Below are 16989 nucleotides of genomic sequence, written 5' to 3' on the forward strand. Positions count from 1 at the left end.
GAATGGAAGACGGCGGGTCCGAGTACCCGACCTGGCACTGGCTGTGGGACCTCTACCTGGCCGGCATGTGCGCCGTGGCGATCGGTGCGGTGCATCTGCTCGACGACCGGGTGCCGGGCCCGTCCCCCGCCGGCGCCACGGTGCTGCTGGCGCTGCTGGCCGGGTGGTTGATCCTCGCCGGGCGGCAGGTGCCGCGACTGGGCACCTTGGGCTGGCGTCCACTGGTCTATGTCGTCGGGGCGGTCGTGCTGTGGGCCGCGGCGATGGTGTGTGCACCGGCCGCCGTGGCGGCGGTCCCGGCGCTGTTTCCGGTGGTGTTCTCGACGCTGCCGTTGCGCGCGGCGGTAGGGGCGGCGGTGCTGGTCACCCTGTTGCCACTGGGCGTCGAGTTCGCGATGACGGGAGCGCGCTCCCCCTATTTCCCGGTGGCCGTGGCGATGACGTTGATCGGCCTGGTGGCCGGCCCGATCATCGGCATCATGATCGTCACCTCGGTCCGGCAGCGCATCGCGCTGGCCGGGCTGGTCGCCGAACTGCGCGACAGCCGGGCCGAAACGGCAAGGCTGTCAAGGCAAGCCGGTGTCGCCGCGGAGCGCGAACGACTGGCCCGCGAGATCCACGACACGCTGGCCCAGGGCTTCACCAGCATCGTGACGTTGTGCCAGGCCATCGAGGCCGAGCTGGGCACCGACCGCGATGCCGCGGTGCGGCATCTGACGCTGATCGAATCCACCGCGCGGGACAACCTCGCCGAGTCCCGGACCATGGTGGCCGAGTTGACTCCGACAGCACTGGAGGGCGCGACGTTGCCGGCCGCGATCCTGCGGCTGTGCCAGGCCTTCGAGAACGAGACCGGGACGGCCGTGGACCGCCGCATCGCCGGGGACACCCCGTCGGCCGGCATGGCCGGTGATGTCGTGCTGTTACGCGCCGCCCAGGAGGCACTGTCCAACATCCGGCGCCATTCCGGGGCCGGCGCCGCCACCGTCACCCTGGAGCGCCGGCTGGATTCGGTGCGATTGACGGTGTCCGACAACGGGATCGGGCTGGGCCCGGGGCATGCCGACGGCTTCGGCCTGCGCGGTATGCGCTCCCGGGTGGCCCAGGTCGGCGGGACGGTGTCGGTCGATTCACCCGACGGTGTCCGGCTGCAGATCGAGGTGCCGGTATGAGCGACGCTTGCGGAGCGAATCGACAGGTGACTTGCGGAACCCGAGCCTGCGAGGGAGCCGCATGACGTGCACCGTGCTGCTGGTCGATGACCATCCGGTGGTCCGGGAAGGGTTGCGCGGCATGATCGACGCCGAACCTGACCTGACCGTCGTCGGCGAGGCCGGGTCCGGGCGCGAGGCCGTGGCCCTGGCCGCGGCTTTGCGACCGACCGTCATCCTGATGGACCTGCGGATGCCCGACGGTGACGGTGTCAGCACCACCGAACGCATCCTGGCCGATCTGCCACAGACCCGGATCGTGATCGTCACCACCTACGAATCCGATGCCGACATCCTGCGGGCCGTCGAGGCGGGCGCGGCCGGCTACCTTCTCAAGGACGCCTCACGCGTCGAGCTGGCCGCGGCCGTCCGCGACGCCGCCGCCGGTAAGACGGTCCTGGCGCCCGCGGTCGCGGGCCGGCTGATGGGCCTGATGCGCGCCCCCGTTCCGACAACTCTCACCCCGCGTGAGATCGAGGTGCTGGCGCTGGTCGCCCAGGGCCACACCAACTCCGAGATCGGGAAGGCGCTGCACATCAGCGAGGCGACGGTGAAAACGCACCTGCTGCGGGTGTTCGGCAAGCTCGACGTCTCCGACCGTACGGCCGCCGTCACCACGGCGATGTCGTTGGGGTTGTTGCCGTGAGGCGTGGCGCTGCTGTCGTAGTGACGGCACTCGTCGTCCTCGGGTGTCCGCCGCCACCGGCGGGCGCGGTCACCCTGCCACCGACCACCGGGGGTTTCGACTACCAACTCGGCGGGGTGTCCGACGATCCGGGACTGACGGTGGTGGCCCGTGATTCCACCGCGACCCCGCTCGCCGGCGCCTACAACATCTGTTATGTCAACGGTTTTCAGACGCAGCCGGAGCAGGACTGGCTGGGCCGGCATGGCGCGGCGGTCCTGCGGGACGGTGCCGGGGTGCCCGTCGTCGACCCCGACTGGCCAGATGAGTACATCCTCGATCCGTCGACCCCGCAGCAGCGCGCGATGATCATGGCGGTGCTGACCTCGGACCTCGATCGCTGCGCCGACACCGGTTTCTCGGCCATCGAAATCGACAACCTGGACACCTTCACCCGTTTCCCCGAGATCGACCGGGCGGGCGCACTGGAACTGGCGCGCGAGTTTGTCACCTTCGCCCATCGACGCGGTCTGGCGATCGGGCAGAAGAACGCGGCCGAACTCGCCGGGATCGGACGCGACGAGCTGGGTTTCGACTTCGCGGTCGCCGAGGAGTGCGCCGCCTATGACGAATGTGGCGCCTACACAGAGGTATACGGCAACCACGTTCTGCAGATCGAGTATGTCGACAATCTGCCCACGCCGTTCGCCGACGTCTGCGCCTCAGGCAACCGCGCGCCGCAGACCATCCTGCGTGACCGCGACCTGACCGCCGTGGGCACACCGGGGCATGTCTACGACCAGTGCCGGTGACTCAGTCGGCCAGCCGCGCGACCGCCGCGGCGATCCGTCCGTCGGTCGCCGTCAGCGCCACCCGCACATGCTGCGCACCGGCGGGGCCGTAGAACTCGCCGGGCGCCACCAGGATTCCGCGCTGCGCCAGCCAGGCCAGGGTGTCGCGGCACGGCTCGCCTCGGGTCGCCCACAGGTACAGACCCGCCTCGGAGTGGTCGATGGTGAAACCGGTCTTCTGCAGCGCGGGCAGTAGCACCTCGCGCCGGCGCGCGTACTTCTCGCGCTGCACGGCCACATGCTCGTCATCTTCCAGGCCCGCCACCATGGCGGCCTGGATCGGTCCGGGCACCATCATCCCGGCGTGCTTGCGCACGGCCAGCAGTTCGGCCACCACCGCGGGATCCCCCGCGACGAACCCGGCGCGGTAGCCCGCCAGCGAGGACGTCTTGGACAACGAGTGGATGGCCAACAGGCCGGTGTGGTCGCCGTCGCAGACAGCCGGGTGCAGCACCGACAGCGGCTCGGCATCCCAGGCCAGGCCCAGATAACACTCGTCGGAGGCGATCAGCACGCCGCGCTCGCGGGCCCACCCGACGACCTTTCGCAGGTGATCGAGACCCAGCACCTTGCCCGACGGGTTGCTCGGGGAGTTCAAGAAGATCAGCGCCGGTTTCTGCGGCCCGATCTGGGTCAACGAGTCGGCCGCCAGCACCTGCGCTCCGGCCAACCGCGCCCCGACGTCATAGGTCGGGTAGGCCAACTCCGGGATCACCACGGTGTCCTGTGGCCCCAACCCCAGCAGGGTCGGCAGCCAGGCGATCAGTTCCTTGGTGCCGATCACCGGCAGCACGGCGTCCGGCGCGATGCCGGTGATGCCGAACCGCCGTTCCAGGGCGGCCCGCATGGCCGTCCGCAGCGCCGGGGTACCCGCTGTCGTCGGGTACCCCGGTACACCGCTGGCCTGGTCGAGGGCAGTTCGGATGACCGGGGCGACCTCGTCCACGGGTGTACCGACCGACAGGTCGACGATCCCGTCCGGGTGGGCCCGGGCAGTGGCGGTGACATCGGCCAGGGTGTCCCAGGGGAACACCGGTAGTAGGGCCGATTTGGCCGTTCGCAGCGAGTTCACTCGCCCTTGGGCTCGAGATCCTTGATCGCCTGCGGATCGTTGTCGGTCTGGCCGACCTTCGACGCACCGCCGGGCGAGCCCAGTTCACTGAAGAAGTCCGCGTTGCTCTGCGCGTAGCTGCTCCAGTCGTCGGGCACGTCATCTTCGTAGTAGATGGCCTCGACGGGGCACACCGGCTCGCAGGCGCCGCAGTCGACGCACTCATCGGGGTGGATGTAGAGCATCCGGCCACCCTCGTAGATGCAGTCGACAGGGCACTCTTCGATGCAGGCCTTGTCCTTGACGTCGACGCAGGGCTCGGCAATGACGTACGTCACTGATATTTCTCCTGTCCAGTGGGCTGCTGGTCGGGTTTCAGTTCTGGGTCGGGACCCGCTGAGCGAGCGCCCTGCGGGCCAGTATGAACGGCCCGTAACTGGACGTGCGTCTCAGTGTGTCCTAACTTCACACGCCGCCCGTTTCGAGGCGGCGTGTAGTTACTGATACTAGACGTCGCATATACAAAAGGCCTACTTACACGCGCTACCCAATTCGTCCTCTGCAACTTGTTGCATAGGACCATGGGTACCGCATAACCTCGGGCCATGGCACTACCGCACGCCATCCTGGTGTCGCTCTGCGAACAGGCCGGTTCGGGTTACGAACTGGCGCATCGCTTCGACCGGTCCATCGGATACTTCTGGTCGGCCACTCATCAGCAGATCTACCGCACCCTGCGCACCATGCAGACCGACGGCTGGGTGCAGGTGCGTGAGGTCGCCCAGAGCGGACGACCGGACAAGAAGGTCTACAGCGTCACCGCCGGCGGGCGCGCCGAGCTGGCCCGCTGGATCGCCGAGCCACTCGCCGGCCGCGGTTCGACGGTGGCCGACAACCGCACCCGCGACCTCGCGGTCAAGATCCGCGCCATCGAATACGGTTCGGTCGACGATGTCCGCGAGCAAGCGGACACGCTGCGGGCCGACCGCGCCGCCCTGCTGGACACCTACCGCGGTTTCGAGAAGCGCCAATTCCCCGATCCGGCCCGACTCACCGGCGCCGACCTACATCAGTATCTGGTGCTGCGGGGCGGCATTCGCGCCGAGGAGGGCGCGATCGAGTGGTTGACCGAAGTGTTGGAGGCATTGTGAATTATCCAAATCTGCTGTCCCCATTGGATCTCGGGTTCACCACGCTGCGCAATCGGGTGATCATGGGCTCGATGCACACCGGGCTGGAGGACCGCGCCCGCGATACCGACAAGCTGGCGGCCTACTTCGCCGAACGCGCCCGCGGCGGCGTCGGCCTGATCATCACCGGCGGATACGCACCCAACCGGACCGGATGGCTGCTGCCGTTCGCCGCCGAGATGCGCTCGGAGGCCGATGCCCGCCGCCACCGGCGGATCACCGCGGCCGTGCACGACGAGGGCGGCAGGATTGCGCTGCAGCTCCTGCACGCCGGACGTTATGCATATCACCCGTTTTCGGTGAGCGCCTCCTCGATCAAGGCGCCGATCAATCCGTTCCGCCCGCGGGCGCTGCGCGATGTCGACGGAACCATCGACGATTTTGTCCGCGCCGCACTCCTGGCCCGCGCGGGCGGATACGACGGGGTGGAGATCATGGGCAGCGAGGGCTATCTGCTCAACCAGTTCCTGGCCCCGCGGACGAACAAGCGCACCGACGACTGGGGCGGGACGCCGGAGAAGCGGCGCCGTTTTCCGGTCGAGATCGTGCGCCGGGTGCGCGAGGCGGTCGGCCCCGATTTCATCGTGATCTACCGGCTTTCGATGGCAGATTTTGTCGAAGACGGTCAGACCTGGGATGAGATCACAGCGCTGGCAACCGAAGTCGAGGCCGCCGGGGCCACCATCATCAACACCGGCATCGGCTGGCACGAGGCCCGCATCCCGACGATCGTCACCTCGGTTCCATCCGGGGCGTTCGTCCCCACCAGTAGCGCACTTGCCGAGCACGTCTCGATTCCGGTGGTGGCCTCCAATCGGATCAACATGCCCGAGGCCGCCGAGCAGATCCTCGCCGACAGCCACGTCCAGCTGATCTCGATGGCCCGTCCGCTGCTGAGCGACCCAGACTGGGTCCAAAAGGCCGCCGCCGATGCCGCCGATCAGATCAACACGTGCATCGCGTGCAACCAGGCCTGCCTGGACCACGCATTCGTGCACAAGACCGTGTCATGTCTGCTCAATCCCCGCGCCGGACACGAGACGTCGTTGGTGCTCGGACCGACGCGGCGCGCTCGTGCGGTGGCTGTCGTCGGGGCCGGGCCGGCTGGGCTGTCCGCCGCGGTCACCGCCGCCGAACGCGGGCATCGGGTCACCTTGTTCGAGGCGGGTCCGACCATCGGCGGCCAGTTCGATCTGGCCCGAAGGGTTCCCGGCAAAGAGGAGTTCAACGAGACCGTTCGGTACTACACCCGGATGCTGGAGGTGCACGGTGTCGACGTGCGACTCGGCACGCGTGCGACGGTCGACACGCTGGCCGGGTACGACGATGTCGTCCTGGCCACCGGGGTGACCGCCCGGATGCCGGCGATCCCCGGTATCGAGCATCCGATGGTGCTGTCCTACGCCGAGACGCTCTCTGGCGCACCGGTGGGGCGCTCGGTCGCCGTGATCGGCGCCGGCGGTATCGGTTTCGACGTCAGCGAGTTCCTGGTGACGGAGACGTCGCCGACGTTGAACGTCAAGGAGTGGAAGGCTGAATGGGGCGCCCTGGACCCCCAGGACGCCCCGTCCGTACGCGGTGCACTGACCGCGCCGTTGCCGCTGCCGGCCGCCCGTGAGGTGTTCCTGCTGCAGCGGACCAAGGGACCGCAGGGCCGCGGGCTGGGCAAAACCTCGGGCTGGGTGCACCGCGCTTCGCTGAAAGCGAAAGGTGTGCAACAGCTCTCCGGAGTGAACTACGAACGCATCGACGATGCCGGCCTGCACATCAGCTTCGGGTCCGATCACTCGCGCCCCCGGGTGCTGGCCGTCGACAATGTGATCATCTGCGCCGGCCAGGAGTCGGTGCGCGATCTGGAGGACGGTCTGCGCGCCCGCGGGATCGAGCCACACGTCATCGGCGGCGCCCTGCTGGCGGGCGAACTCGATGCCAAGCGGGCGATCCGCCAGGGCACCGAGCTCGCCGCGCGGCTCTAGTTTTGCCTCGAGCAGACGGGTCAGGCCTGCTTGAGCGCCTCGATCTCCAGGGTGATGGTGACCTTGTCGCCGACGACGGCGCCACCGGTCTCCAGCGGGGCATCGAAGTTGATGCCGAAGTCCTTGCGGTTCAACACCACCGAGGCCTCGAAGCCGGCGACCTCGCCGTGGCCCATACCCGGGTTCACGCCGTTGAACTCCAGCTTCAGCGACACCGGCTTGGTCACACCCTTGAGGGTGAAGTCGCCGTCGAGCACATAGTCGTCACCGTCCGCGCGCACCGAGGTCGAGGCGAAAGTCGCGATGCCGAACTGCTCGGCGTCGAAGAAGTCGGCTGCCTTGAGGTGGGCGTCGCGCTGCTCGTTGCGGGTGTTGATCGAGTTGATGTCGATGGTGGCGGTGACCGACGGGGTGCCATCCTCGGTGACGACGATGGCGCCGGAGAACGTGTCGAACGTGCCGCGGACCTTGCTCACCACCAGATGGCGGACCGAGAAGTTGACCGACGAATGTACAGGGTCGATGGCCCAGGTACCGGCGGTCAGGGCGGTGGCTACAGCAGCGGACATGGTCACTCCTCGTTCGGTGGGGCCGGCCGTCCCGACACCCTCACCGAGATCAAACGGACCATGGTCCGATTTCATTCCGGGACTAGTCGGACCAGGTCACCGACCGCAGTTGGCGCCGCGAGGTGATGCCGAGCTTGACGAACACCTTGCGCAGGTGCCACTCGACGGTGTGGGTGCTGATGAACAGCTGCGCGCCGATCTCAGGGTTGGTGAGCCCGTCGCGGGCCAACCCGGCGATCTGCGCCTCCTGGGCCGTCAACCCGTCACCGGAGCGGACCGGCTGCTTACGCACCTTCTCACCGGTGGCGACCAGTTCGCGGCGTGCTCGTTCGGCGAACCCCTGCGCGCCCATCTCGGTGAACGTCTGGTGCGCGACGCCGAGCTGATGGCGGGCCTCGTTGCGGCGGTTGGTGCGACGCAACCATTCCCCGTAGGCGAGTTGCGCGCGCGACAGATGCAGGGTGACATCGGCGCGGCCCAACCGTTCGATCGCCTCGGCGAACTTGGCCTCGGCGTCGGAATTGTCGGCGAGCAACGCCTCGGCCGCCGCCACCAGTCCCAGCCCCCAGTCCGAACCGCTCGATCCCGCGCGTTCGGAGAACCTCCGCAAATCATCCTCCGCCGAGTCACGTTCGCCGGCATGGGTCGCCGCCTCGATCAGCTCGTAGAGGCACCAGCTGTGGAAGCCGAGATCCTCGTATTCACAACAGCGGCGGGCGGCAGCGAGCGCCTCCTCGTACCGACCGAGCCCGTTGTACAGGACCGCGCTGCAGAACGCGGTCAGGCCGAGCAGTCGGCCCTCACCCCGGGCCGCGCCGTCGGCGGCCGCAGCCTCGATGATGTCGACCGCCTCGTCGGCGACACCGCGCCAGGCCGCGAGATTCAGCGAGTGGTAGCGCACCGGCGCATCACCCATGGCCGCGGTGATCGACGCGGACTCTTCGATGAGACGTGCCGCAGAACTGAATTGGCCACGGTAGAAGTGGACGCCGGCCCGATATCCCAACGCAGGTGGCAGCGCCGCCAGCGCCCCGGCGTCACGCGCCCGCCCGAGGATCCCGGTAGCGATACGTTCCAGGACCTGGTCATCCCACATCTCGTGCGCCGCCGATTCCTGGGCGATCGGAAACGGCCAGAACAGCTGCCGCGTCGGACTCTGCCGCGCTTCGGCGTTCCACAACTCCAGGGCCGCACGCAGATCCGCGGATCCGGCACCGGGCCCGTCGATGATGCGCGCCGTCATCCCGCGTAGCAGCAGATCGGCCGGGCGGGCGGGATCGGTGACCTTGCCCACCGCGGCCGCACCGGCGGTGGCCACCTCCGAGAGCAGGGTGGGCGCGCCGAGTCGCCCGGCGTACATGGCCGCCGTCAACGCCTCCAAATAGGTGTCACGCGCCAGCTCATCATCGAGCCCGTCCAGAGTTGTTGCCGCACTCAGCAGTTGCGCGCCGGCCGCACCGACGGTGGGGGCCGCGGCAGCCCCGGCGCGGCTGCGCACAAAATCCATCTGGGCACGCATCCGCGCCACCTGGGCCTGCTGCAGTGCTGTCAACGGCGCAGTGTCCGCGATGGCCAGCAGCGCGTACGCCGCGTCGGGAGCGGCGGCCTCACGTTTGGCCTGGGCCGCCGCGATCGCGCGGGATGCCCGCAACTGCGGATCCAATGTCAAGACGGCCGATCGCTCCAAAAAGGCTGCCGCAGCCGCGATACCGCCGCGCTTCTGTGCCCGGCCGGCCGACACCTCCAACTCGGCGGCGACGGTGTCATCGGGTCCCGCCGCGGCGCTGGCAGCGTGCCAGGCCCGACGGTCGGGATCAACCTGCGAATCAGTGACCGCGGCCAAGGCCTGATGGACGGTCCGCCGTTCGACCAGGCCGGCCGCTCGGTAGGCGGCCGACCGCATCAACGGATGCCGAAACCGCATCCGGGGGCCGAATTCGATGACACCGGCGGCCTCGGCCGGGGCCAGTGCATCGACGGGGACCCCCAGCCAGCCGGCGGCACGCAGGAACAGCGCGGCATCGCCGATCGGTTCGGCCGCGGCGACCAGCAGCAGCTTCCGGGTGTCGGTCGGCATGGCCTGAATCCGCTCGACGAAGCTCTCCTCGATCGCCGCCGTCGTCGATCGCCGTCCGGAAATCCAGAAGCCACCGGCCAGTTCGGTGGCCGAGACGCTACGCGGCACATCAAGAATCGCCAGCGGCAGGCCCCGGGTCTCGGCGACGATGCGGTCGCGCACCAACGGATCGATGCCGCCGATCATCACGGATTCCAGCAGCTCGCGTGCCGCGGAGTCGGAAAGCCCGGTCACGGTGTGCACGGGCAGACCTGCCAGCACATCCGGGTGGCCGTCGCGAACCGCGAACACCAGGGCCACCCGTTCGGCCAGCAACCGCCGCGCCACGAACGCCAGCGTCTGCACCGATACCTGGTCCAGCCACTGTGCATCATCGACGATGCAGAGCAGGGGCTGTTCGGCCGAGGCGGCGTCCATCAGACTCAGCACCGCCAGACCCACCAGGAACCGGTCGGGCACCGGTCCGTTGCCGTAGCCGAAGGCAACCTCCAGGGCCGCGCGCTGGGGCGCCGGCAGGGCGTGGACGTGACCCATCAGCGGCGCGCACAGCTGCTGCAGTCCGGCGAAGGCCAGCTCCATATCGGCCTGGACGCCGGCCACCCGGGCGGTGGTGAATCCGTCGGCCTGCTCGGATACGTACTCCAACAGGGCGGTCTTGCCGACACCCGCTTCACCGCGCAGCACCAGAACCTGACTACGGCCCGCCCGCGCTTCGGTCGTCAAGGTGTCCAGCGCCAGGCGGTCCGTTTCACGCCCGCGGAGCTGGATCGACATAGCCAGGATCGTAGCGACCCTGGCAGCGGCGGGTCAGGCGGCCAGCGGGGTGTAGTCGGTGGAGCGCTGCCGGGCCGGGCGGCCGATGCCTTCGGCGATGGCGACCAGTTCGGCGACCGTTTTCGCCGAGCCGTTCTCCGAACCGGCCATCCGGGAGATGGTCTCCTCCATCAGCGTGCCGCCCAGATCGTTGGCTCCGCCGTTGAGCATCACTTGAGTGCGCTCGATGCCGAGCTTCACCCAACTGGTCTGGATGCTCGGGATCCTGCCGTGCAACATGATTCGCGCCAGCGCGTGCACCGCCCGATTATCCCGGTGCGTCGGGCCGGGCCGGGCCCCACCGGCCAGATACAGCGGCGAGGACTGGTGCACGAACGGCAACGGCACGAACTCGGTGAACCCACCCGTGCGGTCCTGGATGCCGCGCAACACATTCAGATGCCCGACCCAATGCTTGGGGGTGTCGACATGGCCGTACATCATCGTCGAGGACGATCGCAGCCCCACCTCATGAGCGGTGGTGACAACCTCGATCCACTCCGAGGTGGGCAACTTGCCCTTGGTCAGCACCCAGCGCACCTCGTCGTCGAGGATCTCGGCGGCGGTGCCCGGAATCGAGCCCAGCCCGGCCGCGCGCAGTTCGGTCAGCCACTCCCGCACCGAGATTCCGCTGCGGGTCACCCCGTTGGCGATCTCCATCGGAGAGAAGGCGTGTACGTGCATCGAGGGCACCCGGGCCTTGACCGCGCGCACCAGATCGGCGTATCCGGTGACCGGCAACTCCGGATCTATACCGCCCTGCATGCACACCTCGGTGGCCCCGGCGACATGCGCCTCCCAGGCGCGGTCGGCCACCTCGTCATACGACAGCGAAAAGGCATCCGCATCACCCTTACGCTGGGCGAAAGCACAGAATCGGCAGCCGGTGTAGCAGATGTTGGTGAAGTTGATATTGCGGTTGATGACGAACGTCACGTCATCGCCGATGACCTCGCGGCGCAGCGAATCTGCCAGCGCGGCAACGGCATCCAGCGCTGGGCCATCCGCGGTAGCCAGCGCCAGGTATTCGTCGTCGGAGCAGCCGCCCGGATCGCGCTCGGCCGAGCGCAACGCGGCCAGCACATCGGTGTCGATGCGCTCGGGGGCGCGGGCGGCCAGCTCGGAAACCTTCTCCCGGATGGACTCCCAGTCGCCGAACGCACTGTCCAGATCCGACCGGGTCTCGGTCAACCGGCCCGCCGAGTCGATGGCGGTGTGCAGATCGGTGCGACCCAACGATTCGGCCGCCTCATCCGGCTCCTGCCACGGCCGGCCCACCGGATTGACGTCGAGAGCCAATCCGTCATCAGAGGCCAGCGCATCGACATGGCCGCGCACCCGCGGATCGATCCACGCCGCACCGGCCTGGACGTACTGCGGTTGCGCGGTCAGGCGCTGCACCAGGTCATAACCCGCGTCGGAGGTCACCGCGGCCAGATCGTCCAGATTCGGCCAGGGCCGCTCGGGGTTGACGTGATCGGGTGTCAGCGGCGACACCCCACCCCAGTCGTCGACACCGGCACCGATGAGTGCCAGGCATTCCGCCGGGGAGACCAGGTTCGGCGGGGCCTGGATGCGCATCTTGGGTCCGAGCACCAGCCGGGTCACCGCGATGGTCGCCAGGAAATCGTCGATCCCGGCATCGGGCGCGCCGGCCATGGCGGTGTGATCCTTGGCCCGGAAGTTCTGCACGATGACTTCCTGGACGTGCCCGAACTCCTTGTGCGACTTACGGATCGCATGCATTGTCTCGGCACGCTCGGTCAGCGTCTCGCCGATACCCACGAGCAGGCCGGTGGTGAACGGCACCGACAACCGGCCGGCATCGTCGAGGGTGCGCAGCCGCACCGCCGGATCCTTGTCCGGGCTGCCGTAGTGTGCCAGTCCCTTGGTCTCGTACAACCGACGCGACGTGGTCTCCAGCATCATGCCCATCGAGGGCGCCACCGGCTTGAGCCGAGACAACTCGGTCCAGCTCATCACGCCCGGGTTCAGGTGCGGCAGCAGACCGGTCTCCTCCAGCACCCGGATCGCCATCGCGCGCACATAATCCAGCGTCGAGTCATACCCGCGCTCATCGAGCCACTGCGCGGCCTCGGGCCAGCGCGCCTCGGGCCGGTCCCCCAGGGTGAAAAGGGCCTCCTTGCAACCGAGCTCGGCCCCCCGGCGCGCGACATCGAGGATCTCGTCGGGCTCCATGAACATGCCCTTGCCCTGCGCCCGCAACTTGCCGGGCACCGTGACGAAGGTGCAGTAGTGGCATTTGTCGCGGCATAGGTGCGTGACCGGGATGAAGACCTTTCGCGAATAGCTGACCGGCAACCGTCCCGTCGCGCCCCGTCGGCCTGCCGATTCCAGGCCGGCATCGCGGACCCGGGCCGCGCTGGCGCACAGATCGGCCAGATCGTCGCCGCGGGCGGTCATCGCGATCGCCGCCTCGTCGACATTGAGGGCCACGCCGTCACGCGCACGACGCAGCACGCGCCGTAACGCGGACGGGCTGGACTTCGGCGGGACCACCGGGCTGGGCAGATCGGAGCCGTGCTGGGGGTTCAGAGCCACTCCCGCATAACCCCGGAGCCGACGCGGATCATCCGCGCGTCTCACTATCTGAAACAGCTGCCGCTGACATAGGGGTCACCATAGTCGCCGACCACACACCGCGGCGCGACCCGTCCGCCGAATGCCGCCCAGGGCGCTGACGAGGGCGTAAGTTAACCGGCGTCGGGACTGATCACAGGAGCTTTCATGCGGTTGCGCGTTCGTCCTTATCTGATGGCCGGCGTCGCCGTGGTGGCTGCCGGCGGCATCTCCCTACCCTCGACGGTCACGCCGCATGCCGTCCCGGCGGCACGGCATGACAGCGTCGCGCTGACCGCCCAGAACAGTGCGTTCGATGTGCTGCCGAGCGCGTTGATCACGGTGCGGCCCCCGGCCCCGAGCGACGGCCCGACCGAGTTGCCCAAGCTGCTCTCCGAGGCACTGGCCGCGGCGCCCGCCGCGACACCGACGGTGCAGGCGAGTGCCCTGGCGTTTCCGGGGCTCAGCAACGCGATCATCGGCGCTTACGACGTGATCATGCCGTGGGTGGACTGGGGCGTGAACACCGCGGTGTACGCGGTCGGCTGGATCCCGGTGGTCAACTGGTTCACCCCGCAGATCGACATCTTCTACTACGACCTGATCCGCCCGATCATCACCAGCGCGGTGTTCAACATCGCGTACTGGGTCGGCGGAATCCAGAGCTTTGGCCAGGGCCTGACCAACTTCTTCAACGACACCGTCGCCGCCGGCGGCCTGTTCATCGACGCGCAGATCGACTGGTTGCTCAGTTTCCTGCCGCCGCTGCCGCCGTTCTTCCCGTTCGCGGCCGCCTCCGAGGCGGTGATGGCGGTGCAGGGTGCGCGCACCGCGGTGCAGATCCCGGCGCCCGAGAAGCCCGCGGAATCCACGGTCGAGGAGGAGCCGACCGCCACCGAGCCGACGGAATCGACGGAGCCGGCGGTACCCGTCGAGCCGCAACCCGAACCGGAAACCGAACTCGTCCCGGAGCCGGAGGCACCGCAGCCACCCGCCGACGTCACCGACCCCGAGCCGGAGACCGCGCCGGAGGACACCACGGCTACCGACGAGAAGGACCCCGAGGAGTCGGGCACCGACGAGACCGAGGATTCCGAGACCAAGGACTCCGAGGACGCGCAGGACGCCGAGACGCCGGCCGACAAGGACGACACCGAGCCGGCCACCACCAAGCCTGCCGACAACGACAAAGACGCCGACACCAAGGACAGCGACACCAAGCCCGGCAAGCCCGCGGACAACAGCGAGAAGAACGACAAGGCCGATAAGGCAGATAAGGCCGCGAAGGCGTCGTCCGACTCCTGAGCCCCGGCGATTTCCGCACGATTTGTCATCCTCAGCGAGACAAATTGTGCGCTGATCGCACGGCGTGTTCAGGCGTACCGGCGCAACACCGCGGCCGGTGGCAGTACTCCTCCGACGATCAGCAGGATCACCGCCCCCGCCATCAGCCCGACGCCGTCGAACACCACGTCACCGCCGGGCCCGCCCAGGGTCAGCCCCAACACGGTCGCCAACCAGGCCCACATCGGCAGCGCCGCCACCCGGGGCGAGGACGTCCAGTGCAGCGCCATCCACACCAGGGCGGCGTTCACCGCACCGCTGATCACCACCGTGATCGGGAAGGGCACCGAGCCCAGCCGCAGCTGCAACAGGAACGACGACGCCACGGCCGTCAGCACACCGTCCAGCGCGAGCACCGAAAGGACGACGGGCGGCAACCAGGCCGGCCCGTCCAGACGTTCGATTGTCAGGTCGGGATGCTGTCGAGCAGTGCGACCAGCGAGCCGACGACCCACTGGAAGTTGTCGGCGCGGTCCTGCCAGTGCTGGATGTTGGGATCCAAATCCGGGTCCATGCCGGGGAGCCTACCGCGTGGCCGGCTCAACGAGACAGATTCAGCCCGGCCAGTAGATCGGTCTCCACACCGCGCTCATCGCGTTCGCCGGCGGTCCCGGCAGCCAGCACATAGTGCTCGACACCCCACAACGGGAGGGTGATCTTGTTCGACAGCGCCATCGAGTGCCCATCCGGTGCCACCATCACCTGGGTGCCGTGCGCGCGCAGCGCGGCAGCTTTGGCAGATAGGTACTCGACGGCATCGATGACGGCGTCGACCTGATCGTCGGGGAAACCGAAGGTGAAGTCCTCGGCCTTGATGGTGATCCAATCCGGCGGTGGCTCACCGATATTGCGGAACCCCTCGACGAACCCCGATACCGCCATCACCGTCCAGTAGAACTTCGGCACCGCCCAGCCCGCTTCGGCCGAGGCCCCCACCGCGGCCGTGCTGACCTCGTGCACCCGGATGTGGTCGGGGTGCCCGTACCCGCCGTTGGGGTCATAACCGACCACGACATGCGGTCGGAACTCGGTGATGACCTCGACGAGCGCGGCGACGGGCTCTGCCAGATCGGCACCGACGAAGCTTTGCCGGTGCCGTGCCGGGGTGCCCGGCATCCCGGAGTCCCGCCAGCGCCCGGCGCCCCCGAGGTAGTGCGGCGCGCCGACACCCAGGGCGGCCAGCGCGGCGGTCAACTCCGCCACCCGGTATCCGCCGAGCTGATCGGCACCGTCGACGGCCAGGCCGGCCCACTGCTCGCCGATCACCTCGCCCTCCTCGCCCATGGTGCAGGTGACCACCCGGACATCGGCGCCGGCGGCGGTGTACCGCGCGATCGTCGCGCCGGTGGTCAGCGATTCGTCGTCGGGATGCGCATGGACAAAGAGCAGCCGAGGGGTTTCCACTCCTCTAGATTTACCGCGTGCAGCCGGCCGACGCTAAGAACCGGCGCCGCCACCTCGAATACGGCTGCGCCATCATCGCGATCGGGCTGCTCGCCGGGGCCGCCGGAATCGCCACCACGGTGCTGCTTCAGGGTGTCGAGCACCTCACCTACCACTTCCGCTTCGGCGACCTGCTCGTCGGCGTCGACGACAGCGACCACCTGCGCCGCGCGCTGGGACCGATGATCGGCGGCGCGTTGGCCGGACTGGGGTGGTGGCTACTACGTCGGCGCACAACCGTGCCGAAACTGTCCGCCGCCATCGCCGACCATCGCCGACTGCCGCGGACCCCGATGGCCCTCGACGCCGGCCTTCAGGTCCTCGTCGTCGGGTCCGGTGCCTCACTCGGCCGGGAGGGCGCACCCCGCCAGTTGGCCGCCGTGCTGGGTGACGCGGCGATTACGCGGCTGGCGTTGACCGAGCGCGACCGCGAGGTCCTGTTGTGCTGCGCCGCGGGCGCCGGACTCGGCGCGGTGTACGGCGTCCCGATGGGCGGTGCCCTGTTCACGGTCACCATCCTGTTGCGCAGCTGGCATCCGCGGGTCGTCGGGACAGCGCTGATCACCTCCAGCCTGGCCGTCGCGATCGCCGCCCCGGTAACCCACCTGCAGCACCCGCTGCACTGGCCGGATGCCGAACTGTCCTACCTGTTCGCCGGTCTGGCCGTGCTCATCGCGCCGCTCTCGGTCGTAATCGGGTTGGCGTTCAACCGCATCACGGCGACCACGGGTGCGCCGTCGGCGTCGTGGCGGATCATCCCGGCCATCGCCGGGGCCGGGCTGCTGACCGGGATCTGCTCGATCTGGTGGCCGCAGCTGCCGGGTAACGGTGAGAGCATCCTGGTCGTCAGTGTCGACACCGAACTGACCATCACCGCGGCGCTGGCGATCCTGGCGCTGAAACCGGTGCTGACAGCGCTGTTCCTGCGCGCGGGTGCGGTCGGCGGGCTGCTGACGCCGGCCCTGGCCACCGGCGCCGCCGCCGGGTCGCTGGCCGCCTTGACGATCAATGAGTTCAGCAGCGTCCAGGTGAACACCGCGGCACTCGCATTGACTTGTGCCGCAGGCATTTTGGCGATTACCCAGCGCGCCCCGGCATTCGCGGCGCTGTTCGTCTGGGAACTCGCTCATCCGCCGGTGTGGCTGCTGGCGGTGTTCGCCCTGGCGGCGTATTCGGCGCACGAACTCTGGCGCCGTACCACCAGCAGCACGTGATCGGTACGGTCGACAGCGTCGCGGAAACACCGGAAGGGACCATTC

14 protein-coding genes are annotated in these 16989 nt (G+C 68.6%); 7 read left to right on the forward strand and 7 right to left on the reverse strand.

The annotated features are described in order from the left end of the window. Nucleotides 1-2 precede the first annotated feature (2 nt). From ACLBYA_RS01235 to ACLBYA_RS01245, 3 genes are all read left to right on the forward strand, one after another. The gene (locus tag ACLBYA_RS01235; RefSeq protein ID WP_447707530.1) at nt 3-1172 is read left to right on the forward strand and encodes a sensor histidine kinase; all 1170 of its coding nucleotides are present in this window, start codon (nt 3-5) and stop codon (nt 1170-1172) included. 61 nt (nt 1173-1233) lie between these two features. After that, nucleotides 1234-1857, forward strand: coding sequence for a response regulator (locus ACLBYA_RS01240; protein ID WP_447707531.1), 624 nt, complete (start codon nt 1234-1236; stop codon nt 1855-1857). Nucleotides 1858-1877: 20 nt separating this feature from the next. Beyond that, nucleotides 1878-2648 carry an endo alpha-1,4 polygalactosaminidase gene (locus ACLBYA_RS01245; protein WP_447707532.1) on the forward strand — a complete coding sequence of 257 codons (771 nt, stop codon included), beginning with the start codon at nt 1878-1880 and terminating at the stop codon, nt 2646-2648. Nucleotide 2649: 1 nt separating this feature from the next. Here the strand turns inward: ACLBYA_RS01245 and dapC are convergent, their stop codons facing one another. Together dapC and fdxA are read right to left on the reverse strand one after the other, a co-directional pair. Continuing rightward, nucleotides 2650-3750 (reverse strand): succinyldiaminopimelate transaminase, encoded by a 1101-nt coding sequence (gene dapC, locus ACLBYA_RS01250; protein ID WP_447707769.1) that lies wholly within the window; start codon nt 3748-3750, stop codon nt 2650-2652. A 5-nt stretch (nt 3751-3755) separates the two neighbouring features. Beyond that, the gene (gene fdxA, locus ACLBYA_RS01255; protein ID WP_447707533.1) at nt 3756-4076 is read right to left on the reverse strand and encodes a ferredoxin; all 321 of its coding nucleotides are present in this window, start codon (nt 4074-4076) and stop codon (nt 3756-3758) included. A 267-nt stretch (nt 4077-4343) separates the two neighbouring features. On the opposite strand from fdxA, the gene ACLBYA_RS01260 reads away from it, so the two are divergent. Then, nucleotides 4344-4889 (forward strand): PadR family transcriptional regulator, encoded by a 546-nt coding sequence (locus tag ACLBYA_RS01260; protein WP_447707534.1) that lies wholly within the window; start codon nt 4344-4346, stop codon nt 4887-4889. After that, nucleotides 4886-6904, forward strand: coding sequence for an FAD-dependent oxidoreductase (locus ACLBYA_RS01265; RefSeq protein ID WP_447707535.1), 2019 nt, complete (start codon nt 4886-4888; stop codon nt 6902-6904). The genes ACLBYA_RS01260 and ACLBYA_RS01265 overlap by 4 nt, the downstream gene beginning before the upstream one ends. 20 nt (nt 6905-6924) lie before the next feature. Here the strand turns inward: ACLBYA_RS01265 and ACLBYA_RS01270 are convergent, their stop codons facing one another. The 3 genes from ACLBYA_RS01270 to ACLBYA_RS01280 form a co-directional block, all read right to left on the reverse strand. Continuing rightward, nucleotides 6925-7473, reverse strand: a complete 549-nt coding sequence (locus ACLBYA_RS01270; protein WP_447707536.1) for a YceI family protein — start codon at nt 7471-7473, stop codon at nt 6925-6927. Between the two features lie 82 nt (nt 7474-7555). Then, the gene (locus ACLBYA_RS01275) at nt 7556-10324 is read right to left on the reverse strand and encodes an AAA family ATPase (protein WP_447707537.1); all 2769 of its coding nucleotides are present in this window, start codon (nt 10322-10324) and stop codon (nt 7556-7558) included. Between the two features lie 33 nt (nt 10325-10357). Continuing rightward, nucleotides 10358-12925, reverse strand: a complete 2568-nt coding sequence (locus tag ACLBYA_RS01280; RefSeq protein ID WP_447707538.1) for a bifunctional FO biosynthesis protein CofGH — start codon at nt 12923-12925, stop codon at nt 10358-10360. A 186-nt stretch (nt 12926-13111) separates the two neighbouring features. Here ACLBYA_RS01280 and ACLBYA_RS01285 point away from each other — a divergent pair, with 186 nt between their 5' ends. Continuing rightward, nucleotides 13112-14248, forward strand: coding sequence for a hypothetical protein (locus ACLBYA_RS01285; RefSeq protein ID WP_447707539.1), 1137 nt, complete (start codon nt 13112-13114; stop codon nt 14246-14248). A gap of 68 nt (nt 14249-14316) precedes the next feature. Here ACLBYA_RS01285 and ACLBYA_RS01290 read toward each other — a convergent pair whose 3' ends face one another. Continuing rightward, nucleotides 14317-14664, reverse strand: a complete 348-nt coding sequence (locus ACLBYA_RS01290; protein WP_447707540.1) for a hypothetical protein — start codon at nt 14662-14664, stop codon at nt 14317-14319. A gap of 163 nt (nt 14665-14827) precedes the next feature. Then, the gene (gene mshB / locus ACLBYA_RS01295) at nt 14828-15691 is read right to left on the reverse strand and encodes an N-acetyl-1-D-myo-inositol-2-amino-2-deoxy-alpha-D-glucopyranoside deacetylase (RefSeq protein WP_447707541.1); all 864 of its coding nucleotides are present in this window, start codon (nt 15689-15691) and stop codon (nt 14828-14830) included. Between the two features lie 17 nt (nt 15692-15708). Between mshB and ACLBYA_RS01300 the strand changes: the two genes are divergently transcribed. Beyond that, a complete protein-coding gene (locus ACLBYA_RS01300) occupies nt 15709-16944 on the forward strand; it encodes a chloride channel protein (protein WP_447707542.1) in 1236 nt (411 codons plus the stop codon). Nucleotides 16945-16989: the final 45 nt, after the last annotated feature.

This window comes from Mycobacterium sp. C31M (assembly GCF_053345865.1).

Coding starts and splice junctions, on each gene's coding strand:
- ACLBYA_RS01235 (WP_447707530.1), top strand. CDS start 3: ATGGAAGACGGCGGGTCCGAGTACCCGACCTGGCACTGGCTGTGGGAC.
- ACLBYA_RS01240 (WP_447707531.1), top strand. CDS start 1,234: ATGACGTGCACCGTGCTGCTGGTCGATGACCATCCGGTGGTCCGGGAA.
- ACLBYA_RS01260 (WP_447707534.1), top strand. CDS start 4,344: ATGGCACTACCGCACGCCATCCTGGTGTCGCTCTGCGAACAGGCCGGT.
- ACLBYA_RS01270 (WP_447707536.1), bottom strand. CDS start 7,473: ATGTCCGCTGCTGTAGCCACCGCCCTGACCGCCGGTACCTGGGCCATC.
- ACLBYA_RS01275 (WP_447707537.1), bottom strand. CDS start 10,324: ATGTCGATCCAGCTCCGCGGGCGTGAAACGGACCGCCTGGCGCTGGAC.
- ACLBYA_RS01285 (WP_447707539.1), top strand. CDS start 13,112: ATGCGGTTGCGCGTTCGTCCTTATCTGATGGCCGGCGTCGCCGTGGTG.